The sequence below is a fragment of the Shewanella sp. 492 genome (assembly GCF_059338445.1).
The window spans coordinates 636,339-659,497 of sequence record NZ_CM181702.1 but is presented as its reverse complement, the minus strand read 5'-3'; the positions used below and the strand labels follow the sequence as shown (position 1 = coordinate 659,497).

Here is a 23,159-nt window from a genome sequence, read left to right as displayed (position 1 = left end):
GGCCGCATTATAGGAGAATTTCGCCCCGCTGCAACCCCTTGCTTTAAAAATTTATACTGATTGATTAAATTTTAAATACTTTATCACGATAAAACTGTAATTCAGCAATAGATTCTTGAATATCGACCAAGGCTTGATGGGTGCCACGCTTAGTAAAGCCATCCATTACTTCAGGCTTCCAGCGACGAACCAACTCTTTTACTGTACTCACATCAATATTACGATAATGAAAGTAAGCCTCAAGTGTTGGCATATAACGGTTCAAAAAGCGTCTATCTTGACCAATACTATTGCCGCACATGGGTGACACGCCTTTGGGTACATGTAACGCTAAAAATGCAATCGTTTGTTCAATTGCTTGCGCTTCATTGATGCGGCTTGCTTTAACCCGTTCAATTAAGCCAGATTCACCATGATGTTTCTGATTCCAATCATCCATGCCTGCCAACACTTCATCTGACTGATGGATCGCAATCACAGGGCCCTCTGCCAGAATATTTAGCTCCTTATCAGTCACAATAGTCGCTATCTCAATGATTCTATCGACACTAGGCTCTAACCCCGTCATCTCTAGATCAACCCAAATCAGATTACTTTCATCTGCAGCCATGTCTCTGCCTTATTATTACGTTTGCCTAAATTCAGGCTTTTTTGTTTAAGACCGTGTATCATACTGCTTTCTTTAGACAACACAAAATAACCTTAATTTTGACGATGATTACACTGTGAGTAAAAAGAAACCTTTAAGTCAAGGCCAGCGCCGCCGTATGCGTGCTAACCACGAAAAACGTTTGCAGCGCAAAGAGGCTGGTGACGCCGCACCAGAACTACAAGATAGTTCACTTGGGCCCGAGTTGCTCGGCACCGTCATCTCTCGTTTTGGTCAACATGCTGACATTGAAACCGAAGATGGCCAATTGGTCCGCTGTAACATACGCAGAAATATTCAAAGCTTAGTCACTGGCGATAAAGTGATTGTCCGCCTTACTGTTGAAACCACAGCGACCATTGCCGGCGTTGTCGAAGCGGTGCACCCAAGGCACTCATCATTGTCTCGACCTGACATGTACGATGGCATCAAAATTATTGCCGCCAATATTGACCAAATATTGATTGTCTCATCGGTAGTACCAAGTTTTACCACCCAAATTATCGACCGTTACCTCGTGGCCGCTGAAGACACAGGCATAGCGCCTGTCATTATCCTCAATAAAATTGACCTACTTAGTGCAGAGGAAGCCCCCCAAGTTGAAGCGGCTTTACGTCGCTACCAAGAAATTGGTTACCCTGTGTATAAAGTCAGCAGCATCGAAGGCGAAGGGGTCGACACCATAAAAGCGCTGCTTAAAGATAAAGTGAGTGTGTTTGTCGGCCAATCAGGCGTTGGAAAATCATCATTAATCAATGCGCTATTACCCGACGCCGAATTACTCACTGGCGATGTGTCTGAAAACTCAGGCCTAGGTCAACACACCACCACCACGGCTAAATTACTGCACTTCCCCAGCGGCGGTGACCTAGTGGACTCACCTGGCGTGCGCGAATTCGCTTTGTGGCATCTGCCTCCAGAACGTGTCGGCTGGTGTTTTATCGAATTTAGAGACTATATTGGCACCTGTAAGTTTAGGGATTGTAAACATAAAAACGATCCAGGTTGTGCCATTACCGCTGCGTTTAACGAAGGCAAAATATTCGAAGATAGGTACAACAACTATCATCGCATCATAGACAGCCTCGATGAGCAGCGCCATGCTCGTCATTTTAGAAATGACAGCGACTAACCAACTGCCAGCAACATAGCCATATTGGATTTTAAGGATAACTAACGTGGACAAACTGAAAATTGCCTTGCAATACATGATGCCAAAACACCTTCTCTCACGCCTGGTTGGTAAGTTAGCGGCAGCAGAGCTAGGTATGGTCACCACTAGCGTAATTAAGTGGTTCATCAAGCAGTACAAAATTGATATGAGCGAAGCCGCCCAAAGTGAACCAGAGGCTTATGCCAGCTTTAACGCATTTTTTACCCGCGCATTAAAACCGGGAATTCGTCCTTTATGTGATGATGACGATTATATCGTCCATCCTGTCGACGGCGCCGTCAGTCAATGTGGCCCTATCAAATCGGGACGCATCTTTCAGGCTAAAGGCCATGACTACTCTGCTTTAGCCTTATTAGGCAATCAAGTCGATGATGCAAAGCGCTTTGAAGGAGGCGATTTTGCCACCATTTATCTAGCGCCTAAAGATTACCACCGCATTCATATGCCAATAAAAGGCACCTTATCTAAGATGACCTATGTCCCTGGTGAACTGTTTTCGGTCAATCCATTAACGGCTGAAAACGTACCTGGGCTATTTGCTCGAAACGAGCGCGTCGTGGCGATGTTTGAAACCGAAATAGGCCCTATTGCTATGGTGCTTGTTGGCGCAACCATTGTCGCCAGCATCGAAACTGTCTGGGCTGGCACAGTCACCCCGCCAACGGGTAAAAAAGTCTTCACCTGGGACTACCCAACTGAAGGGCCGGAAGCCTTAACCTTAGACAAAGGTGAGGAAATGGGTCGCTTTAAGCTAGGCAGTACTGTGGTGATGTTGTTTGCTAAAGATGCCATTGAAGAGTTTGCCGACGGTGTTAAACCCAAAGCGGTCACGCGCATGGGTCAAGCTTTTGCCAAAATAGACTAACTGCGACATTGAAGCCGAACGCTAGCAGCCATCACGGATTAATCGAGCTGCATATTGCCGTCTTACTCTTTGGTGGGACGGCACTGTTTTCTAAATTAATCCCACTGAGTGCACTCGATATTACCTTGCTGCGCTGCGCTGTTGCCGCCCTCATTTTAGCGCTTATTGTTAAAAGCAGTGGTTGCCGCCTTCGTCTCAACGCTCACAAAGATTACCTGATAGCAATTGGGCTTGGGGTTATCGTGAGCCTGCATTGGGTCACCTATTTCGCCTCTATGCAGCTCTCATCTGTGGCCATAGGGATGATTGCCTTTTTTACCTATCCAGTGATGACGGTATTAATTGAGCCACTGTTTAACGCAAGCCGCCTCAAACGCACCGACTTACTAAGCGGTATTAGTGTGCTCTGTGGCGTCAGTTTATTGATCCCCGAAGCCACACTCGGTAACGATGTCACCTTGGGGATCATTTTGGGCATACTCTCAGCCATGCTGTTTACTGCTCGTAATTTACTCCACAAGCGTTACTTTGCTGAATATAGCGGCGCACAAGCCATGCTGTATCAAACCGCCGTGGCCGTTGTGTTTTTAATGCCTTGGCATCAAGTCAATATCAGCACCATCAACCACTCAGTTTGGGGCTTGATTATCCTACTCGGCGTGGTATTTACCGCCGCGCCGCATGCGTTATTTACATCGGCACTACGTCAACTTAGCGCCAAAACCGTCAGCTTAGTTTCCTGCTTGCAACCCTTATATGGTGCGCTATTAGCACTGTGGCTATTAGGGGAAGAGTTAGCTCTGAATACGGTGATTGGCGGCGCGCTGGTGGTGGTAACCGCCATCTATGAAACGCAACAGAGCCATAAAAGTCAGCGGGCCCAAAAACGATCAGAGACCGCCTCGACATAGTCAAGGTGATTGGCAATAACCACAGATCAAGCAGCCCTGTCGCGATTCAGTTCAAATTAACCGATCCATCAATATCATTTTCTATCTATATTGGTACTATATAGCGGTCTATCCATGTATTAATGCCAATAAAAAGCAGATTATGTCTCGTATTTTACTCATTTTTCTATGTGTTCTTTCTTTTGCAGCCACTGCTAACTCACCGCTATCTCTTAACAAACACTTAGGGATAGGCCAAAGCACAAATACCATAACGAAAACCCCCGAAGAGCAACTGGCTTTACTGGAACAACAGATCAATGAGCAGCGCGAACTACAAAGTAATTTCGAGGCGCTGCAGCATCAATATCAAAACAAAAAAAATGATATCAGCAAACAAATAGAGCAGGCATCTAAGCCGTTAAGTTGGCAACCACAACAAGATTTAAGCCAACAAGCCTCCATGGCTTACCTTCGCCTATCTGAACTAAAAGAGATTGAAGCCAGCCTAGGGCAACAAATTAACGAACTGATCAAACGACAGCATCAACTGCCCACCATTATTACGCAGGCCAATAGCACGCTAGCGCAGCACACTCGCACCAGTAGTAGTAACGAAACCGACATAACCGAAGCCCAAGGGCGGCTCTACCGCCAGACATTGTCGACACTGGAATCAGAGCTTGCCAGCAGCCAAAAACAGATCGCCCTCACTCAACAACAGTTAACCTTAGTGCGCCGCCAATTGATCCAGCAAGAACAGCTGATCGAAAAGCTAAATGCGGCGATTTCAGTGCAACGCCATAAAACCACTGCCGCCACCATAGCGGCCAGCCAAATTGAAACCTCGGCAACCGATGATGCACTTGCGCTAGCACTTAATGAACAAAACCAAGCCTACGGCGAACAGCTACAACAACTCACTTACCAAATGAGCGAAGTGGCCACCAAACAAGAAGAAGCCGAAACCCAATATCAAATGCAAGCCAAGCAGTTGAGTAATATTCAGCAGCAGATAGGCTTAGTCAAACTGAATTCGGCGTTTGGTGAGCGTTTTTTGCGCATTTTATCGTCACTGCCTAAACCACCTAATCAAGACAAGATCAGCAATGATATCGCCAACGCACGTCTTGAACGCTATCAAATAGAGCAAGATCTCACCTTGCATGCCAATCTCAACAACGGGGCGAGCGATCACACACCATTGCAAACTAAATTGTTGCAATCACAGTATAAATTGCAACAACAACTACTGGAAAACTACGATTTGTATATCGGCGAGTTAGCCGAACTGCGGGTGCTCTATGAGCAACTCAATCAACAATACAAAAATCTTAAAACAACCCTCAACGAACATCTGTTCTGGGTTGCTAACGCCAATAGTATTGACCGATTCTGGTTTAGTGATCTGCTGCAAAGTAGCCAATGGCTGCTAACCCAAGCTCCCTGGTACCAAATTACCGACTCCTTTAAGGAACAAAGTACGCTGTGGTCTTGGTGGATAATCTTATTTGTCTTATGCCTAGTGCTTCAGGACCTAGTCACCCCAAGCTTTAATAAAGCCATGGCCCACAATGCCGCATTTGTCGGTAACGTAACCCAAGATAAGTTTGCCTACACCATAGCCGCGCTTTTTACTTCGCTATGTTATAGCGCCATCAAACCCTTACCATTATTGACCGGCGGCCTGATTTTATATTACTCACAGCATAACTTGGTATCATCGGTTGGTATGGGGATCTTAGCTATCGCCGCCTTGTACCTGCTATATCGTTTTACCGATCTGCTTGCGTTAGAAAAAGGGGTATTAATTGGCCACTTTAAAGGTGATGCCAATACCATTCATGCGGGGCAGCAACGGCTGCGCACCTTCACTCTGATGACCATGCCAATCATTGGTGTGCTGGGTTTTACCGAGGTGCTAGAAACCTCAATGATCCGTAACAGCTTAGGCCGTGGTGCCTTTATCTTATTTGCCATCATGCTGTTTTGGTTTTATAAAGATATTTTACAGCTATCTAAGCAGAAGCGACGTTATCATCAAGATGATAAAAACAAGCGCCTCCTGCAAAAAACACTCTGGGCCGTACTGTTATTGCTGCCGCCCGCATGCGCTATATTAGCCTTTAGGGGCTACTATTTTACCGCCTTCCAGATGTTGTTACAGCTACAGCTGTCCTTGATCTTGTCATTGAGCTTTATGTTGCTCTATCAACTGATCAAACGCTGGATGCTGATTGAGCGCCGGCGGATCGCCTTCCACCGCGCAAAAGCCAAACGCGCCGAAATATTGGCCCAACGAGAAAAAGATGACGACAGCGCCAATAATGAACAAGGCGACACCTACGAAGAGCCAGTGGTCGATCTAGAAACCATCTCGAGTCAATCATTAGGCTTGGTGCGTTCGTTATTGACCCTGGCTTTCTTAATCAGCTTAATTGGACTGTGGACACAAACCCACAGTGCCATCTTCTCATTTTTGGATGGCATCACCCTCTGGACCAGCTCGACCGTGATCGATGGTATCTCTCAGCAGCTGCCTATCACGCTTAAATCGTTACTGCTGGGACTGATTATTGTGGGCTTTTCATTAATGATTGCCACTAATTTACCCGGCCTACTGGAACTGATGATCCTCCAGCGGCTAGATCTAACACCGGGTACGGGTTTCGCCCTTACCACGGTAAGCCGCTATTTGGTGGTGTTTTTTGGTATGTTGAGTGGCTTTTCCACCTTAGGGATGGAATGGTCCAAGCTGCAGTGGTTAGTGGCTGCCCTCTCGGTGGGTTTGGGTTTTGGCTTACAAGAAATTTTCGCCAACTTTATCTCGGGTCTTATCATCTTATTCGAAAAGCCAGTACGGATTGGAGATACGGTCACCATTCGCGACTTAACCGGCACTGTCAGTAAAATTCAGATCCGCGCCACCACCATTGTCGATTGGGATCGCAAAGAGATCATTGTGCCCAATAAAGCATTTATTACCGAGCAGCTGATCAACTGGTCATTATCCGATCCTATCACTCGAGTGATTGTGTACGTCTCGGTAGCGCGAGACTCAGACCCGGCCCGGGTTGAAGCGGCACTGTATCAAGCTGTTAAAGAGTGCGATGAAGCGCTGGCGATCCCTGAGCCCGAAGTGTGGTTTGCAGGCTTTGGTAAACACACCCAAGATTACGAAATTCGCGCCTATGCAAAAGACATGAATACCCGTTGGCCGCTGCGTCACAAGCTGCATAAACAGGTGAATAAGAAACTCAAAGAAAACGATTTAGAACTCGCTTACCCACAGCTTGAAGTGCATATTAACAGTGGCCAAGGCAAAGAAACTCAAGGGTTGATTAGAAACTAATGCAGGTATTCGCTCACCGAGGGGCTAGCGGTTATGCGCCAGAAAACACCCTAGCCGCGATAAAAAAAGCAGTGCAACTTGGGAGCACGGCTATAGAAATTGACGTGCACAATGTCGAAGGCCAACTGTATGTATTTCATGATAGGCGCCTCGATGGTAAAAGCACTGGCACAGGACTGATAGAAGAAGTCAGCCAAGCCTATTTAGCCACGGTACGCGTCGGCGCAGAGCCTATCCCCACCCTGTGGGAGTTGCTGGTTTATCTGCAACACGTCGACTGTATCGTCAATATTGAGCTTAAGGGGATGAACTCACTGGCGCCATTTTTAAGCTTGTACCCTAATATCTTATCCCAGCTAAATTTTAGCGCCGATAAGCTGTTGATCTCCTCCTTTAACCACCACTTTGTTGCCAGCGTCAAACAGCAGTTTCCTCAAGTCTTAGTGGCGCCGCTTATTGAGGGCATTCCTTTTGATAATGCCGCCTTAGTGAGCCACTTACAGGCTTATTCGCTGCACCTCAGCTTGAGCTTTATTACCCCAGAGATAGTGATAGATGCCCACCAGCGCGGGGCTAAGGTTTATGTTTATACCGTCGATGATGCGGCAGATATCGCCTATTTAGTTAAGCTCGGCGTTGATGGGATTTTTAGTAACTATCCTGATATTAGTCAGCAAGTTATCGAGCAGCTTAGCTGAAAAGCGAATACACTAATCTAAGCGCTAATCTAAGCCACTCGGTTAAGCTACCAAGTTAACGTGTTAGGCTAGAGTTGCTCACCATATGGCCACAATAAGCGCGATAACGCCAATGATAATAGGGACTTGCTATGCAACATAAACTGCTGCTGCTCACCAGTGATAACCAGAAATACCGCCAACTGCTCGACTCCTGTCACCTCCCACAAATGACGCTACTAGACGATGATCCTAGCAGTATTTTCAGCGCAAACATTTGGTTAGCAGAGCCCCCATTAGCGGCGCCGCTCGTGGGCTATGCGCAGCAATTGACTTGGATGCAATCGACCTATGCGGGTGTCGACCCCTTAGTCAAACCTCGCCTACGCCGCGATTACCAACTCACTAACATTAAAGGGATATTTGGCCCTTTAATGAGTGAATATCTATTTGGCTACTTGCTGGCTCATCAACGTCAACATAAACAGTATCAGTCACAACAGGCGGATAAAATATGGCGCCCTAGCAGCTTTAAAACCTTGCAAGGGCAAACATTATTACTCTTAGGCACAGGCAATATTGCCAAACATATTGCACAAACGGCTAAACACTTCGGCATGCGGGTGACCGGAATTAACCGCGGTGCCAAACCAACGACTGGATTCGATAAGGTCGATACCCTCGCCAATCTGCCCAGCCATATTGCCCAGGCCGATGCCATTGCCGCGATCCTGCCTAGTACGCCAGATACCCGAGGCATTTTAGACAGCCAAATGCTCAGCATGATTAAAGATGAAGCCATTTTATTTAATCTCGGTCGAGGTGATGTACTCGATCTCGATGCGCTATATCAACAACTACTACAGCGACCCAAGCAACAAGCGATTTTAGATGTGTTCAATCAAGAGCCGTTACCCGACAACCATCCCATCTGGTCATTAAGCAATGCCACCATCACCCCGCATATTGCAGCACCGAGTCAGCCTGAGCAAGTGGTGGAAATCTTTGCCGCTAACTATCACCACTTTATCAAGGGGCAAGCGCTCAGCCATTTAGTCAACTTTGAACGCGGCTATTGAAAACTTACCTTTAAGCATTATATTGGCGCTAGTCACCTATCAAGGGAGCTGTCAAAACGGACTAAAATAGCGTCTGGTTTTTAATAGCTGAAGCTTGCCGCATAAATACTACCTATAACTTAAAGTTATTAGAACTGAGAATCGTTTTCATTTACACTCTCAAGCATCACTATAGAGAGAGCCTTAGTATGTACGTTTGTTTATGCCATGCCATTACCGATACTCAGATTAAACAAGCTGTCGATCAGGGAGATACCTCTTTAGCCGATCTTAAAAAACGTTTGGGCGTTGGCAGCCAATGCGGTAAATGTACCCGCATGGCCAGTGAGATTATTCAAGCAAGATTAGATGTCGCGCCTAACTTCTACGAAGTGGCTTAATCGATGCGTTAGTCATACTAAGACAGACTTACGCCACAAAGCTAAAACCATAGCGTTATGTATTGAGGACTCCTTAGTAACCTGATGCAGTAAAGCCTTAGACATAAAAAATGACCAATAAAAAAGCTGCTTAAAAGCAGCTTTTTGTTATCTCAAGATTTGTTATCTCACTCAGATATTAAAGCTCTGAGGGGTTAAAGCACTGGCTCATCGGCGCCGAGCTCAACTTTATCCACACGCTGTAAACCGCGCGGTAATTTAGCGCCGCGGCGGCCACGCTCACCACGATAATGCTCAAGATCGCTAGATTTCAAGGTCAACTTACGCTTCCCCGCCCACAAGGTGACGGCGGTGTCTTCGGGCACCACCTGTAAATGCATCAGCAGCTCTTCACGATTTTTAGCGCGCTCGCTCGGAATACCGATGATTTTATTACCTTTACCTTTAGACAGTTGTGGCAGTGCATCTACTGAAAACAGTAGCATTCGACCTTCATTAGTGATCGCTAAAATCGACTCACGACGAGACTTATCGACCCGTTTAGGCTGCAGTACTTTGGCATTAGCAGGCAAACTTAATAGGGCTTTACCCGCCTTATTACGCGACACCATATCTTTGTAGTCAGCAATAAAGCCGTAACCTGCATCACTCGCCAGTAGGAAGCATTGCCCATCTTCTCCCATCAAGGCATGCTCAATGGTTTCACCTGGCGACAATTGGAAGCGCGTGGTTAATGGTTCACCCTGGCTACGCGCCGACGGTAAGGTATGGGTATCGGTGGCAAATGCCCTGCCGGTACTACCAATAAACACGCTGGCATTATTGCTGCGCCCTGAGGCGGCGCAGAGGAAACTGTCTCCCGCCTTATAAGATAATGCTGTAGGGTCGATATCATGGCCCTTGGCACAACGTACCCAGCCTTTTTCCGATAACACCACAGTCACCGCTTCGGCTGGGACTAACTCTTGCTCGCTTAAAGCTTTAGATTCTTGGCGTTCGACCAGCGGCGAACGGCGAGCGTCACCATAGGTTTCAGCGTCTTGCTTAAGCTCTTTTTTGATTAAGGTTTTCATACGACGTTCTGAGCCAAGCAGTAGCTCGAGCTTTTCACGTTCGGCTTCGAGCTCGCTTTGCTCCGCCTTAATCTTCACTTCTTCTAGCTTAGCTAAATGGCGCAGTTTTAAATCAAGGATGGCATTAGCTTGGTCTTCGCTCAGGCTAAAGCGCGACATCAGCTCGGTTTTCGCATCGTCGTGATAACGGATGATCTCAATCACTTCATCAATATTGAGGAACGCTATCATCAAGGCATCAAGAATATGTAATCTGGCCTGCACCTTATCGAGCCGATGTTCTAGGCGGCGTCTGACGGTGCTCATCCTAAACTCTAACCATTCGCTTAGGAGCTGCTTAAGCCCTTTAACTTGCGGACGGCCGTTGAGCCCCAACACGTTTAAGTTGACCCTAAAGTTCTTTTCCAGATCGGTCGTGGCAAATAGATGCGCCATGAGTTGATCGCAATCAACGCGATTCGAGCGAGGCACAACCACCATGCGCACCGGACTTTCATGATCAGACTCATCACGTAGGTCGGCGACCATCGGCAGCTTCTTGGCCTGCATCTGCGCGGCTATCTGCTCTAAAATCTTACCGCTACTGGCTTGATGCGGCAGTGCAGTGATCACTATCTCACCAGCTTCGATAGTGTACACGGCGCGCGCTTTAATCGAGCCACGACCAGTACTGTAAATTTTAGCGATATCGGCTCTAGGCGTGATGATTTCCGCTTCTGTCGGATAATCCGGCCCCGGAACCAGCTCCATAATGCGTTCAAGTTCGGTCTTAGGGTTATCCAATAATTCGATACAAGCATCGACTAATTCACGTGCGTTATGGGGTGGCACATCGGTTGCCATCCCCACCGCAATACCGGTAATCCCATTAAGTAAAATATGCGGTAAACGGGCCGGTAACACCAGCGGCTCTTTCATGGTGCCGTCGAAGTTAACGCCCCAATCGACAGTGCCGTGACCCAGCTCTGTGAGTAGCACTTCTGAGAATTTCGATAAACGCGCCTCGGTATAACGCATGGCGGCAAACGATTTAGGATCATCGGGTGCCCCCCAGTTACCTTGTCCGTCAACCAGCGGATAACGATAAGAGAATGGCTGAGCCATCAACACCATGGCTTCATAACAGGCACTATCACCATGAGGATGGTATTTACCCAATACGTCACCGACGGTACGAGCCGATTTTTTATGCTTAGACTGCGCCGATAAACCTAGCTCACTCATGGCGTAGATAATACGCCGCTGCACTGGCTTCAAGCCGTCACCGATATGCGGTAATGCACGGTCCATGATGACGTACATGGAGTAATTGAGATAAGCTTCTTCTGTAAAACGCCTCAGTGGCATCTGCTCGACACCATCGAGGCTCAAATCTATCGCATCACTCATTAATTTGGATCCTGTTGTTCACTCGGTTCACTCTCATTGACGCCGTCATCTTTATAAAACAGTCGATAAACATTGCCTTTAAAATCATCAGAAATATAGATAGTGCCATCGGGAGCCGACAGCAGCCCGTAAGGTCTAGCGACCGGGAATTCACCATCTAGAAAACTCACCACGGTTTGCCGCTCAACTATCTTATCGCCCGCGAGCGTCAGCATAGTGACCTGGTAACCGATTTTACTCGACCGATTCCACGAGCCATTTTCAGCAACAAACATCTGCTCATGGTATTTGGCCGGAAACTGCTGACCACGATAAAATTGCAACCCCATGGGCGCAACGTGGGCGGGTAACTCAAACACCGGAGCGATCACTTTTAACCCCTTAGGTTTTTCATAAGCGGGTTCCTCGACGTCGGTAGCATGAATATAGGGAAACCCGTAATGACTACCAACGGTATCAACGCGATTGATCTCATCCGGGGGTAATCGATCCCCCATCCAGTCTCGACCTATGTCGGCAAACCATAATTTATTATCATCTGGTGCCCAATCAAAACCGGTCACATTACGTAAACCTGTGGCCACCTGTTGGCTGCTGCCGCTGTTGACATCTATGGCGATGATACTGCCAAACGGCGCAGGAGCCTCGCACACATTACAGGGGGCCCCAATAGCAACATATAAGCGGCCATCAGGACCAAAGCGCATCGCGCGGCGACTCTTGTTGGTTTTGCCTGGTAAGCGGTTATACACCTCTTTACCACGATTAGGACGACGCATGCGATTTTCGATATCCGCATAACGGATAATCCGCGAGCCTTCGGCCACGTAAAGATCGCCATCATGAAAAGCGAGTGCTTCTGGATGATGTAGATCCTTGGCGACGATATAGCGTTTATCGACTCGACCATCGGCATTACTGTCCACCAATGCATGGATTGCCCCCGCCTTATAGGAGCCGACAAATAGGGTACCATTGTCGCCCATGGCCATCTGCTTAGCATCGCCCAGATCGGAAGCATACAAAGAGAGCCCAAATCCTTTGGCGACCGTGATCATAATCGATTGCCGCTCGGCATTGACCGCTGTTGCCATAGCCATGGTGACCATGGCTATAAACAACTTAAAAGATAAAGTTTTTATTGATTTATTTTTCATTATCTTAAGTTCATCTACTTATTCATCCTTGAATCATATAGGTTATAGCTGAGCCATATCCCCTTTGGTCTCCAGCCAGGCTTTACGATCGCCTGAGCGTTTCTTCGCTAACAACATATCCATCAGAGCCATCGTATCATCGGCTTCATCAATAGTTAACTGCACTAAACGGCGCGTATTGGGATCCATTGTAGTTTCGCGCAGTTGCAGCGGATTCATCTCGCCCAAACCTTTAAAGCGAGTCACCTGTACTTTGCCTTTCTTTTTCTCAGCGGCGATGCGATCTAAAATGCCCTGCTTTTCCGCCTCATCAAGGGCATAAAACACCTCTTTACCCACATCGATACGAAACAGCGGCGGCATCGCCACATAGATATGGCCTTTCTCTACCAATACTTTGTAATGCTTCATAAACAGTGCACATAGTAAGGTCGCAATATGCAGTCCGTCGGAGTCAGCATCGGCCAGAATACAAATTTTGCCGTAACGCAGCTCAGCAATATCATTACTGTCAGGATCGCAGCCTATCGCCACTGAAATATCGTGCACCTCTTGCGAGGCCAATACCTGCGATGCGTCCACTTCCCAGGTATTTAAAATCTTACCGCGCAAGGGCATGATGGCTTGAAACTCACGGTCTCTTGCCTGTTTAGCACTGCCGCCTGCCGAGTCACCCTCGACTAAAAATAGCTCGCCACGCATAGGATCTTGGCCGCTACAATCGGTTAGCTTCCCGGGTAGGGCTGGGCCCGAGGTCACTTTTTTACGCGCCACTTTCTTGGCTGCTTTTAAGCGTTTCTGCGCATTATTAATGCACATATCGGCCAAGGCTTCGGCCTGCTCTGTATTGGTATTAAGCCATAAACTAAAGGCATCACGCACAATACCAGAGACAAATGCAGCGCTCTGGCGGCTGGAGAGTTTCTCTTTAGTCTGTCCTGCAAATTGCGGATCCTGCATCTTAATCGACAAGATATAACTACTGCGGTCCCAAATATCTTCGGGCGAGAGCTTGATACCGCGCGGGATCAGATTTCGGAACTCACAAAACTCGCGCATAGAGTCAAGCAAGCCTTGCCTAAATCCATTGACATGGGTGCCACCTAGCGGGGTCGGAATAAGGTTAACATAGCTTTCGTTAAGGTAATCACCGCCTTCTGGCAACCAAGTTATCGCCCAATCAACCGCTTCGGTATTGCCTGTCATAGTGCCAATAAACGGCTCTTTGGGTAAGGTCTCTGCTCCGTTAATCGAGGCTTGCAGATAATCGGTTAGGCCGCTTTCATAAAACCACTCTTCGCTTTCACCAGTTTGTTTATTGGTGAATTTAATTCGCAGTCCAGGGCACAATACCGCTTTGGCGCGCAGCAAATAAACCAGTTTAGGAATAGAGAAATTAACTGAATCAAAATAGCTGGCGGTAGGCCAAAAATGCACCCGGGTGCCCGTATTGCGTCTACCGCAGGTGCCTGTGACCTTAAGATCTTCAACCTTATCACCATTCTGGAACGCCATTTCATAGACTTCACCGCCACGTCTCACGCTGATTTCCACGCGATCAGACAAGGCGTTAACCACCGAGATACCCACCCCGTGCAAGCCGCCTGAAAACTGGTAGTTATCGTTAGAAAACTTACCGCCGGCATGCAGTTTAGTTAAGATCAATTCGACCCCAGAAATCCCCTCTTCTGGATGAATATCAACGGGCATACCACGACCATCGTCAATCACTTCCAGCGAGTTATCTTTATGAAGGATCACGTCAATTTTAGTTGCGTGTCCTGCCAGCGCCTCATCCACACTGTTATCGATCACCTCTTGTCCTAAATGGTTCGGACGGGTGGTGTCGGTATACATGCCGGGTCTACGCTTAACAGGGTCGAGTCCATTAAGTACTTCAATTGCATCTGAGGTGTATTGATTTGTCATGGCACACACATATGGTTATTCAGGCCTTATTGCGGCCCTACATGTCTATTTATTAAGAAACAGGAACTGGCAGATCCTATCCAACTGTTGTTCATAGCCGATAAAACTATGGTCACCACCCGCCTCTATTAGCAGCTGACAACAATGGTATTTATTCACTGCTTGTTGGTAATCGAGCACTTCGTCACCAGATTGTAATAATACAAAAAAACGCTCAGGGTAGAGAATAACCTGGGTATCATACAGTGCAACCTCTTGTTTATGCTCGGGTAATATTTGATACGTTTCATCAGTATAGGGATTGTACTGTTGGCCGATAAAATCATCAAATAAGGCATAAGGCGTGACAGCAGGATTAATAAGTACCGCCCTGCCACCGTAAGTTTCGGCGAGGTAACTAGCAAAGTAGCCCCCCAATGAGGAACCAATAAAATGCAGCGACTCCCCTTTAGCCAATGCTTGTTCGACAATCTCTATCAGTAATGTCATCGCGGCTGCGGGAGTGGCGGGTAACTGCGGTTGAAAAAAAGAGAGTTGTGGAAAATGCTTGGCAATATATCGAGCGGTCGCCAGTCCTTTATCTGACTGAGGGGAGCTATTAAAGCCATGGAGATAGAGCAGCATATTTCCTCGATAACGATTGCTATTATTTAACTCGTGATACCGACACTGACAACACCGAATAAATCAAAAGGTAGCGACAGATAGAGTAAGTGCCACGATGCTAACATTGGCAGCGCAATTCACCAAATAAAGCTTTAGCTCCAATCAAGCATCACCATGACGCTGAGCTAGCATGAGGATTCGTTAGTAGCCACTTGACTCATGATCGGGAGAAAACTTATTGCCTGGAACCCGGTAAACATTGGTCAATATAGCACCATCACTTTTAAGCTCCAGTAATCGATAGCCTGGTTGCTGCGCATCTAAAGCGAAATAAGGCGACTTAGGTTTAAACTGGATGCAGGTGGAAGGTGTTGCCATTAAACGCATGCTGCCATGCTCTGTCGGGTGGGTTTGATCTAAGCTTTGATGCACATGCCCCCACAATAATCCCTTAACCTGAGGTAGCTTAGCAACCTTGGCAATAAAGTCAGAACCATTGTCCATACAGTGTTGATCCAGCCACTGACACCCCACCAAAATTGGATTGTGGTGCATCACCAATAATGTATGTTTATCTGGTTGTGCGGCAATCGCGGACTCTATCAAAGCTAGTTGAGTGTCCGCCATATGGCCTCCGGGCTTTCCCCTAACAGTGGAGTCCAACATGATAATTTGCCAGTTACCTGCCAAGATGCGTTGTTCGCCATACACTCGAGGCCCTTGCATATGCAGGTGCATCACTCGGGGATCGTCATGATTACCGGGTAAGTAATGGCAAGGTAAATTCAGCGGTTCAATCGCACGCACAAAATTATGATAAGACTCGTGCGAGTAATCCTGACTTATATCCCCTGTCGCCAACATAAGGTGCGCGGGATAATCAACCGCCTTAATGGTGCTAAGCACCGCTTCTAAGCTATTTGCGGTATTAACGCCTAAAAGTTGAGCTTCGCGATCGGCAAACAGGTGCGGATCGGTCACTTGGACCAGTCTAACGCTTTCACCTTCACCGATAGAATAAGAGATTGCCTCTTTTAGCACATTAAAACCCTAAAATGTCGACTGACAAATAATCCTGACATGGTTGTCAATCTGTAGTAACTCTTCAAGAAAAGCATTTACCTGGTACTTTTCATCTCTATGATACATACGTATATTTGGGTAATCATATACTGGTCTTAAGCGATAAATCTGTCGACTAGTTAACACTTCTGCTAATTTAGCATCGTGATAAACACGAACGACAACCTTCGGGGTATCAATTAATTGCACGGAGTCGATGGCTCTAGAGATTTCAATCAATTGGGTATATTGGGTATTTTCGAGCAATTTTACGTCTAAACTGCCAAAATCACCATTGACTTGCCAACAGGCCCCTTGCTCGCAAGAGGCGGGTAGCCAACGCAATATATTAAAGTAATTTCGACTACATAAAGCCAAAAAGCGACTGACGTCCACTTGATAGCTATTGTGCCGCTTGTTTAACGAAACTGTCACAGCCCTTCTCTTAATTTTTGGTAGTTCAATTGCAGCCATTGCAGACCAATCATGGTAGAGGCGTTATTTATCACACCATCACATAATAGTTGGTAAGCCGCTTCACGTGACATCACATGTACCTTGATATCTTCATGCTCATCACTAAGCCCATGAATACCATTTGCTACACTCGCATCTACTTGGGCCCAATAAAAGTCAAAACGTTCACTACTGCCACCAGGGCTAGCAAAGTAGTCACCTACTCGCACCATTTTGCTTGCCACCAATCCCGCTTCCTCTTGCAGCTCACGGTGGGCCACTTGCTCTGCCGATTCACCAGGTTCAATCATACCAGCCACTAACTCAAACAACCATGGTGTCGAGGTATCCGCCACAACAGGTATCCGAATTTGCTCAATCAACACCACTTTATCGCTAACTGGATCATAGGGCAGCACCACCACAGCGTGGCCACGCTCAAATACCTCACGGGTCACTACCTCACTCCATCCGCCGGCAAATAACCTGTGTTTAAAACGATATTCATCAACACGAAAAAATCCCTGATAGAGGGGTTCTTTGCTGAGCATCTCGATATCATCACGGCTAAACTTCTGTTTCATCAGCTTTCCTTTGAGTTATCTTCATCGTCGCTAGGGTATATGCAGGGTCGCTAAATATAGCATGTAAGCTCCTAAAAATTGCAGACATAAAATCAAAAACTGTTACACTTCATAGTTGACTTAAAATTGGTTAATTTCTTAATATCTTAACCTTATAAGTTTAGATGTATCGGGAAGCGTCGGGAAGCGCAAACCGCTTTACTCAATGATTTGCTGTAAAGCATCACTTAACTTTATTAAGTAAATTGCTCCACCCTAAGGAGTATTTATGTCTAAAAAAGGACAGGTAATGAAATTTAAGATTCGCACCTTGTGTGCAGCCTTGACTCTAACGGCGACAACTTCAGCCGTGCACGCCGACGATCTATTGCAAATTTATCAACAAGCCCTCACCAGCGACCCTATTGCTCTGCAAGCGCAATCTCAGCGCGACAGACTCTACGAGCAGATTGAAGAAAATCGCGCTCCACTGCTGCCAACCATTAGCGCTAGCATTGGTTATGGCAAGAGTTGGTCAGATGTATCTGACAGTATCTATAACAGCGGCTTAAATGCTGGCGTGTCATTGAAGCAAGTAGTATACGACCACAGTGCGTGGGTGGGTCTGGATTTGGCTGAACTTGCCGCCACGCAGGCCGATGCTGCTTATGCATCCGTGCTGCAAAACCTAATTATTCGCGTCACGAGTGCTTATTTTGAGGTATTGTCGGCAAAAGATAACTACGAGTTTAAAGGCGCAGAAAAACGCGCGATTGAACGTCAACTAGAACAAACTAAACAACGTTTTGCGGTAGGCTTGACTGCCATTACCGATGTACATGAAGCTCAAGCACAGTACGATTTAGCCCGCGCCTCTGAAATCTTAGCGGAAAACCAGCTAATCAACAGCTACGAAGCCTTACGCGAGATCACCGGCATCGACCATAAATCAATCGATATCTTAGATACTAATCGCTTCACCGCCGTTTCACCGATGCCAGCTAAACCGGGTGAGTGGTTAAAAATGGCCGAAAGTAACAGTGTTGATCTTATGGCGACCCGCATCGGTAAAGATATTGCACAGCAGACCATCACGCTTTACAAATCAGGTCATATGCCGTCGCTGAATTTAAATGCAGGTTACACCACTAATCTTGAGCAAAAGAACCAAATAGGTAATCAGCCGGATGTGGATAATGCCAATGTCGGCCTAATCTTAAGCGTACCGATTTTCGAAGGTTTCAAAGTCAGTTCACGAGTTAATCAAGCACAGTATCAGTATGTTGAAGCCAGTGAAAAGATGGAACAAACGTACCGTAAAGTCGTTAAAGATGTGCGCAACAACTTCAACAACGTCGGCGCCTCTATCAGCTCAATTCGTGCTTATGAGCAATCAGTTATCTCTTCAGAGAGTGCACTAAAAGCCACCCAAGCCGGTTTTGAAGTGGGGACTCGTACGATTGTTGACGTACTAAACCGTACCCGTGATTTGTACGATTCAAAACGTCAATTATCGAATGCCCGTTACGGTTACATCAACTCCATTTTAGCGCTAAAACAAGCGGCTGGTACCCTGAATGAAGATGATGTGATTGCGATTAACAGTGGGTTAATTACACCTGTTGTCAGCCAGTAAAACGGATTGTTAATTATAAAAAAACCGCCTTACGGCGGTTTTTTTATATCGATTCATTCAACACATACAGATAATCACGCTAGGTTGAATGTACCTTAAATAAGGGCTTTAAAACACCAGTTCTACACCAGCAAAAGCGCCCTTGAACTGTGAATTCGCAGTGATACCGTCAAAGGCATTAACATCGAAGGTAAAATCACGGTAGCCGACACGGATTTTAGTGTCTAGCGCGACCCCATCAAACTGCCAACCTAAACCAACAGAATAATCATATACGCTAGTTTCATCGATGCCGAGCATCACATCAGCAAAACCGTATAAACCTAAGCCGGGTAAACCGACTTCGGCATTAGCGTACGCCATCACCACACCACTGCTGAGATCTTTTTGCTCAGGATGGCCAGCATCAGCAACTCGATATGAACCGTGCATACGTTTGTAAGCCGCACCTAAATCGAGCGCGACCAAGTCGTTATCGAGCAGTTCGTAATACAGCACAAAATCGGTATTGCTTAAGTTAGTCGCGGTCGTAATATCACCAGGATTAAAGGTATGCTCTCCAAAAGTCCAAGGAGCAACCAATGTGCCTTGACCATCGGCGTCTAAACGATTTTCACGAATTTTAACATTAGGTACTAATGGGATCGGGTGCTCAACGGCAACCCAAAGGCTACCTTGTGATGATGAGCCGTAATCAAAATCTTGTTGAGTTTGACCACCTTGTGCAAAAGTACCATTGGTATCTGCTTGCCAAATATCGCCACCCACTTTAAAACCAACCAGTGTCGCGGCCTGTGCAGAAGTCGCTGCCAATGAACTCAGCAGAGCACATGCAAGTAGTGTTTTTTTCATCATTTAACCTTGAGTCAATAAGTTAGTGAGATCAATTACCGCAGCGTTTGCGCGGGAAATATAATTGGCCATCACTAAAGAGTGATTAGCCACTATGCCAAACCCAGAACCATTCAGGATCATCGGGCTCCACACAGGTTGCTGAGTTTCTTCCAGCTCACGAATGATCTGCTGTAAGCTGACTTCAGCGTTTTTCTTCTTTAATACATCGGCAAAATCGACCTCGATAGCCTTCATAAAATTCAGCAAGGCCCATGTGGCACCGCGAGTTTCATAAAAGACATCATCAATTTGCCACCAACCTGTTTTTATCTGCTTATGTGCTAGATTAGGGGTCGACTGACTGGCTTCGGTATCACCGGCCAAATCGGTATTGAGACGATCCTGTCCTACGCTAGCAGATAGCCGCTGTGACATACTACCTAGGCGCTTTTGCACCTCTTTTAGCCATTCATTTAAGTTATCGGCACGGGCATAAAACTGAGCGTCTGGATTATTAGTGTCCGCGATACGGGCACGATACAGTTTGAGTAATTTTATCGCATCACGGTATTCACCTTCGGCACTGGGAACCAACCAACTGGTGTGTTCAATATTCAGCTTAGAATGAGCGGCTAACAGGTCTTTATCGGCAGTCGATTGCGATTGCGAACGACTAAACTCTTTGCGCATGATCAAGGCGAGATCGCGCGCCTGCTCGATAGCACCAAATTCAAACGCTGGCATGTTATCCATAAATAACGAGGGCGGCATAATGTCATTAGATAACCAACCACCGCTCTTATCGAGCAGGGTCTCGACCGTTAAAATCAGTGACGTGGTCGTCGCATAACCTACCACTTTGTGGCCAGTGGCACTGTTAATCTGGTGTGGCTCTATCCTATCGGGCTCGACGCTCCACCAGACACTGACGAAATAGCCAATTAGAAACACTATCGCGGCTACAAGGCCGCCTTTTTTCCATGTTATCTGCATACGATGACTCCATTAATGGTGGTGATGATGATCCATTTCACCATCTTGCTTAGCCGCATCTTGTTTGGTGACCTTCAGGGTAATGACCTGCTCGGTACCATTATCAAATTTAAGCGTTAAATCAACTTTCTGGTCAATTTGCAATGGCTGTTTTAAGCCTAACAGCATCACATGGTCACCCGATGGCGCCAAGGCCAAATTGCCATGGGTGGCAATGGTAAAATGGGCTTGTTGGCGCATTTTGATCACGCCTCCCTCTTCGACCAGAGTGTGTAATTGTGCCTGCTCGGCAACATCGGTTTCTACAGCCACTAAGTTGATCTCAGGGCCATGATTCATCAGGGTAAAATAGGCTGCCGTATTAGGGACTGTGGTAGGCATGGCTCGCACATAACCATCGACTAGCATCACATTTGCCAAAGCGGAGAATGAAGTGCATGATAGCAACACAAAGTTAAACGCGTGTTTGAAAATCTGTTTCAATGTCTTAAACTCCTTCTTAATCCCATTTGCCACAATAAGGATCTTGACCAATGAGTACCATTCAAATTCTGGATGAGCAGGGCGTTCGCATTATCACCTTAAATCGCCCAGAAAAACGCAATGCGCTTAATCTCGATATGTACAATCAGCTCACAGAATACCTTATCCAAGGGGAATCAGACAACGGAATTAATGCCTTTCTGATTAAAGGGCAAACAGATTGTTTCACCTCAGGTAATGATATCGCTGACTTTTTAAAAAATAGTAACTTAGGTCCAGAGCATCCTGCGTTTAAGTTTCTTTTTACCCTGCTTGATCTCAATAAGCCCATTGTTGCTGCCGTGACGGGAGCTGCCGTCGGGATCGGTACCACACTGCTACTGCATTGCGACTTAGTTTACGCCGACAACAGTGCTAAATTTCAACTCCCCTTTGTCAATTTAGCCTTGGTTCCCGAAGCCGGTGCCAGCCTGTTATTGCCACGTTTAGTGGGACCGCAAAAAGCCGCCGAATTGCTGCTATTAGGTGAAAGCTTTAATGCCGAGTCGGCATTGTCGATGAATATCGTCAATCAGGTGTTACCCAGTGAGCAGCTATTTGACCATGCGCTCAACCAAGCGATTAAGTTAGCGCAGAAACCGCCTCAAGCCTTGCAGGCGAGTCGCCGCTTAATGCGATACGATATCGAGGTGGTGCGCTCGCAAATGCAACAAGAGTTAGCAGCGTTCGCGCAGCGACTGCAAAGTGATGAAGCTAAGGCGCAATTTACCGCTTTCTTGAATAAGTAACACCATAAACGAGTGATAATACAGCGTCGGTTTAGCCAACCTAAGCCGGCGACATCATTATTTACAACCTAAATCCAACCTATATGATGCTGTCATCTCCTCTTGGTACAAAAGTCACCTCACACTTAGCTATTATCGTGAAGCGAGAATCAGTTCTAACTCATTGAATCTATTTATCGTAACCATTACAGCTAAAGTACTAAGGTAAAAATCAGCAAGCTAATTACAACAACCACGCCTAACTCTACGGCAATAGCGGCTGGGCTCTGTGTACTGGTTAATCTAAGTTTCATCATAGTATCCTCTCAATAAATATCACTATCATCTGGTTTAACACTTGCTATGACCTATCAATCAAAGCCTATGTAGCTAACTAATAAGGTGCTCTTCGCTTCGGTAATACCAGTGCTAGCACAAAATAAATCAGTAACCACATAGCCGGATTTATTACCACCGCGAGTGCCCACACCACGCGAGTCCACAGACACGACCAAGCAAACTTATCAGCCATCGTCGCCGCAACCCCACAAATCAAACTATCAGATCGCTTTAGAGCATCAGTTAAATCATCAATCTTCATTGGTGACTCCTATTAAATTATTGCTTTAGCAATACAAGTTTACAGTTAACTGCCAGTCAGACTTCTTACTGTGCACACCAGTGCCGCGCAAATCACAAAACCTAAGACAGGTAACAATAAAATCAATGCCAGCTCCACAAAATACATCTGCCTAGTCCTTTTGGCTCACACTGGCAATCACAGGATGTTGCTCTGGCATTACCGTATCGAGCACCGGGTTAGATGACTCAAAGCCACTATCAAACAGCGACTCCGACAACTGCGCCTGCAGTGACAATGTTAATTCTTGTTGAGCAATAGCGATCGCCTCTTGCATTTGCGCCGCTAACTGACGCTCCAAAGTGGCGCTGATGTCATTGGGTATAAAATCCTCTGCCGTTGCAGAAAAACTAACCCCGATAAATGTGGCAGCGATTAATGACATCTTAGTTAACTTGTTCATGGTCTTACCCTTTGTTGTTGAATGGTGATAAATAAGACAATACAAGCGGTGTGCCAACTCAACAAAAACAAACTAAGCAACTGAATTAAAATAGAAAACACA

The 23,159-nt window shown here is 46.4% G+C and carries 22 protein-coding genes; 9 read left to right on the top strand and 13 right to left on the bottom strand.

Annotated features, from left to right (window positions below; genetic code table 11):
* Nucleotides 1–64: 64 nt before the first annotated feature.
* Nucleotides 65–610, bottom strand: a complete 546-nt coding sequence (gene orn, locus AC5YBX_RS02945; RefSeq protein WP_494520053.1) for an oligoribonuclease — start codon at nt 608–610, stop codon at nt 65–67.
* Between the two features lie 115 nt (nt 611–725).
* Here orn and rsgA point away from each other — a divergent pair, with 115 nt between their 5' ends.
* The 7 genes from rsgA to AC5YBX_RS02910 all read left to right on the top strand — a co-directional run bounded on the left by rsgA (nt 726) and on the right by AC5YBX_RS02910 (nt 9,066).
* Nucleotides 726–1,781 carry a small ribosomal subunit biogenesis GTPase RsgA gene (gene rsgA, locus AC5YBX_RS02940; RefSeq protein WP_494520054.1) on the top strand — a complete coding sequence of 352 codons (1,056 nt, stop codon included), beginning with the start codon at nt 726–728 and terminating at the stop codon, nt 1,779–1,781.
* 46 nt (nt 1,782–1,827) lie between these two features.
* Nucleotides 1,828–2,688: an archaetidylserine decarboxylase gene (gene asd, locus AC5YBX_RS02935; protein ID WP_494524341.1), complete on the top strand. Its 861-nt coding sequence runs from the start codon at nt 1,828–1,830 to the stop codon at nt 2,686–2,688.
* Between the two features lie 8 nt (nt 2,689–2,696).
* On the top strand, nt 2,697–3,599 hold the full coding sequence (locus AC5YBX_RS02930; RefSeq protein WP_494520056.1) for a DMT family transporter: 903 nt from the start codon (nt 2,697–2,699) through the stop codon (nt 3,597–3,599).
* 142 nt (nt 3,600–3,741) lie between these two features.
* A complete protein-coding gene (locus AC5YBX_RS02925) occupies nt 3,742–6,930 on the top strand; it encodes a mechanosensitive ion channel domain-containing protein (RefSeq protein WP_494524340.1) in 3,189 nt (1,062 codons plus the stop codon).
* Entirely contained in the window at nt 6,930–7,628 is a 699-nt protein-coding gene (locus AC5YBX_RS02920; protein WP_494520058.1) for a glycerophosphodiester phosphodiesterase, read from the top strand. Before AC5YBX_RS02925 ends, AC5YBX_RS02920 begins: the two co-directional genes overlap by 1 nt.
* Before the next feature lie 131 nt (nt 7,629–7,759).
* Nucleotides 7,760–8,686, top strand: a complete 927-nt coding sequence (locus AC5YBX_RS02915) for a D-2-hydroxyacid dehydrogenase (protein ID WP_494524339.1) — start codon at nt 7,760–7,762, stop codon at nt 8,684–8,686.
* A gap of 188 nt (nt 8,687–8,874) precedes the next feature.
* Complete coding sequence (locus AC5YBX_RS02910) at nt 8,875–9,066, top strand: bacterioferritin-associated ferredoxin (protein WP_494520060.1); 192 nt, start codon at nt 8,875–8,877, stop codon at nt 9,064–9,066.
* A 194-nt stretch (nt 9,067–9,260) separates the two neighbouring features.
* On the opposite strand, the gene parC is transcribed toward AC5YBX_RS02910, so the two are convergent.
* From parC to nudF, 7 genes are all read right to left on the bottom strand, one after another.
* On the bottom strand, nt 9,261–11,528 hold the full coding sequence (gene parC / locus AC5YBX_RS02905) for a DNA topoisomerase IV subunit A (RefSeq protein WP_494520061.1): 2,268 nt from the start codon (nt 11,526–11,528) through the stop codon (nt 9,261–9,263).
* Entirely contained in the window at nt 11,528–12,637 is a 1,110-nt protein-coding gene (locus AC5YBX_RS02900; RefSeq protein WP_494521667.1) for a PQQ-dependent sugar dehydrogenase, read from the bottom strand. Before AC5YBX_RS02900 ends, parC begins: the two co-directional genes overlap by 1 nt.
* Nucleotides 12,638–12,727: 90 nt before the next feature.
* On the bottom strand, nt 12,728–14,614 hold the full coding sequence (parE, locus tag AC5YBX_RS02895) for a DNA topoisomerase IV subunit B (protein ID WP_494520062.1): 1,887 nt from the start codon (nt 14,612–14,614) through the stop codon (nt 12,728–12,730).
* Between the two features lie 45 nt (nt 14,615–14,659).
* The gene (locus AC5YBX_RS02890) at nt 14,660–15,238 is read right to left on the bottom strand and encodes a YqiA/YcfP family alpha/beta fold hydrolase (RefSeq protein WP_494520063.1); all 579 of its coding nucleotides are present in this window, start codon (nt 15,236–15,238) and stop codon (nt 14,660–14,662) included.
* A 183-nt stretch (nt 15,239–15,421) separates the two neighbouring features.
* Nucleotides 15,422–16,261, bottom strand: a complete 840-nt coding sequence (gene cpdA, locus AC5YBX_RS02885) for a 3',5'-cyclic-AMP phosphodiesterase (protein ID WP_494524338.1) — start codon at nt 16,259–16,261, stop codon at nt 15,422–15,424.
* A gap of 9 nt (nt 16,262–16,270) precedes the next feature.
* Nucleotides 16,271–16,756, bottom strand: coding sequence for a DUF1249 domain-containing protein (locus AC5YBX_RS02880; protein WP_494520065.1), 486 nt, complete (start codon nt 16,754–16,756; stop codon nt 16,271–16,273).
* Nucleotides 16,714–17,322 carry an ADP-ribose diphosphatase gene (gene nudF / locus AC5YBX_RS02875; RefSeq protein ID WP_494520066.1) on the bottom strand — a complete coding sequence of 203 codons (609 nt, stop codon included), beginning with the start codon at nt 17,320–17,322 and terminating at the stop codon, nt 16,714–16,716. The genes AC5YBX_RS02880 and nudF overlap by 43 nt, the downstream gene beginning before the upstream one ends.
* A 289-nt stretch (nt 17,323–17,611) precedes the next feature.
* Between nudF and tolC the strand changes: the two genes are divergently transcribed.
* Complete coding sequence (tolC, locus tag AC5YBX_RS02870) at nt 17,612–18,937, top strand: outer membrane channel protein TolC (protein ID WP_494524337.1); 1,326 nt, start codon at nt 17,612–17,614, stop codon at nt 18,935–18,937.
* Between the two features lie 108 nt (nt 18,938–19,045).
* On the opposite strand, the gene AC5YBX_RS02865 is transcribed toward tolC, so the two are convergent.
* From AC5YBX_RS02865 to AC5YBX_RS02855, 3 genes are read right to left on the bottom strand one after another with little or no spacing between them, the layout of a single operon-like run.
* Nucleotides 19,046–19,789 carry a TIGR04219 family outer membrane beta-barrel protein gene (locus AC5YBX_RS02865; protein ID WP_494524336.1) on the bottom strand — a complete coding sequence of 248 codons (744 nt, stop codon included), beginning with the start codon at nt 19,787–19,789 and terminating at the stop codon, nt 19,046–19,048.
* 3 nt (nt 19,790–19,792) lie between these two features.
* A complete protein-coding gene (locus tag AC5YBX_RS02860) occupies nt 19,793–20,764 on the bottom strand; it encodes a DUF2333 family protein (RefSeq protein ID WP_494524335.1) in 972 nt (323 codons plus the stop codon).
* Between the two features lie 12 nt (nt 20,765–20,776).
* On the bottom strand, nt 20,777–21,247 hold the full coding sequence (locus AC5YBX_RS02855) for a copper chaperone PCu(A)C (protein ID WP_494520070.1): 471 nt from the start codon (nt 21,245–21,247) through the stop codon (nt 20,777–20,779).
* Nucleotides 21,248–21,297: 50 nt separating this feature from the next.
* On the opposite strand from AC5YBX_RS02855, the gene AC5YBX_RS02850 reads away from it, so the two are divergent.
* Nucleotides 21,298–22,035 carry an enoyl-CoA hydratase gene (locus tag AC5YBX_RS02850; protein WP_494524334.1) on the top strand — a complete coding sequence of 246 codons (738 nt, stop codon included), beginning with the start codon at nt 21,298–21,300 and terminating at the stop codon, nt 22,033–22,035.
* 373 nt (nt 22,036–22,408) lie between these two features.
* On the opposite strand, the gene AC5YBX_RS02845 is transcribed toward AC5YBX_RS02850, so the two are convergent.
* On the bottom strand, nt 22,409–22,615 hold the full coding sequence (locus AC5YBX_RS02845) for a PspC domain-containing protein (protein WP_494520072.1): 207 nt from the start codon (nt 22,613–22,615) through the stop codon (nt 22,409–22,411).
* A gap of 151 nt (nt 22,616–22,766) precedes the next feature.
* A complete protein-coding gene (locus AC5YBX_RS02840; RefSeq protein WP_494520073.1) occupies nt 22,767–23,057 on the bottom strand; it encodes a hypothetical protein in 291 nt (96 codons plus the stop codon).
* Between the last annotated feature and the right edge of the window lie 102 nt (nt 23,058–23,159).

Coding starts and splice junctions, on each gene's coding strand:
- orn (WP_494520053.1), bottom strand. CDS start 610: ATGGCTGCAGATGAAAGTAATCTGATTTGGGTTGATCTAGAGATGACG.
- AC5YBX_RS02925 (WP_494524340.1), top strand. CDS start 3,742: ATGTCTCGTATTTTACTCATTTTTCTATGTGTTCTTTCTTTTGCAGCC.
- AC5YBX_RS02920 (WP_494520058.1), top strand. CDS start 6,930: ATGCAGGTATTCGCTCACCGAGGGGCTAGCGGTTATGCGCCAGAAAAC.
- AC5YBX_RS02915 (WP_494524339.1), top strand. CDS start 7,760: ATGCAACATAAACTGCTGCTGCTCACCAGTGATAACCAGAAATACCGC.
- AC5YBX_RS02910 (WP_494520060.1), top strand. CDS start 8,875: ATGTACGTTTGTTTATGCCATGCCATTACCGATACTCAGATTAAACAA.
- parC (WP_494520061.1), bottom strand. CDS start 11,528: ATGAGTGATGCGATAGATTTGAGCCTCGATGGTGTCGAGCAGATGCCA.
- AC5YBX_RS02900 (WP_494521667.1), bottom strand. CDS start 12,637: ATGGTCACCATGGCTATGGCAACAGCGGTCAATGCCGAGCGGCAATCG.
- parE (WP_494520062.1), bottom strand. CDS start 14,614: ATGACAAATCAATACACCTCAGATGCAATTGAAGTACTTAATGGACTC.
- AC5YBX_RS02890 (WP_494520063.1), bottom strand. CDS start 15,238: ATGCTGCTCTATCTCCATGGCTTTAATAGCTCCCCTCAGTCAGATAAA.
- AC5YBX_RS02880 (WP_494520065.1), bottom strand. CDS start 16,756: ATGGCTGCAATTGAACTACCAAAAATTAAGAGAAGGGCTGTGACAGTT.
- nudF (WP_494520066.1), bottom strand. CDS start 17,322: ATGAAACAGAAGTTTAGCCGTGATGATATCGAGATGCTCAGCAAAGAA.
- tolC (WP_494524337.1), top strand. CDS start 17,612: ATGAAATTTAAGATTCGCACCTTGTGTGCAGCCTTGACTCTAACGGCG.
- AC5YBX_RS02865 (WP_494524336.1), bottom strand. CDS start 19,789: ATGAAAAAAACACTACTTGCATGTGCTCTGCTGAGTTCATTGGCAGCG.
- AC5YBX_RS02860 (WP_494524335.1), bottom strand. CDS start 20,764: ATGCAGATAACATGGAAAAAAGGCGGCCTTGTAGCCGCGATAGTGTTT.
- AC5YBX_RS02850 (WP_494524334.1), top strand. CDS start 21,298: ATGAGTACCATTCAAATTCTGGATGAGCAGGGCGTTCGCATTATCACC.
- AC5YBX_RS02845 (WP_494520072.1), bottom strand. CDS start 22,615: ATGAAGATTGATGATTTAACTGATGCTCTAAAGCGATCTGATAGTTTG.
- AC5YBX_RS02840 (WP_494520073.1), bottom strand. CDS start 23,057: ATGAACAAGTTAACTAAGATGTCATTAATCGCTGCCACATTTATCGGG.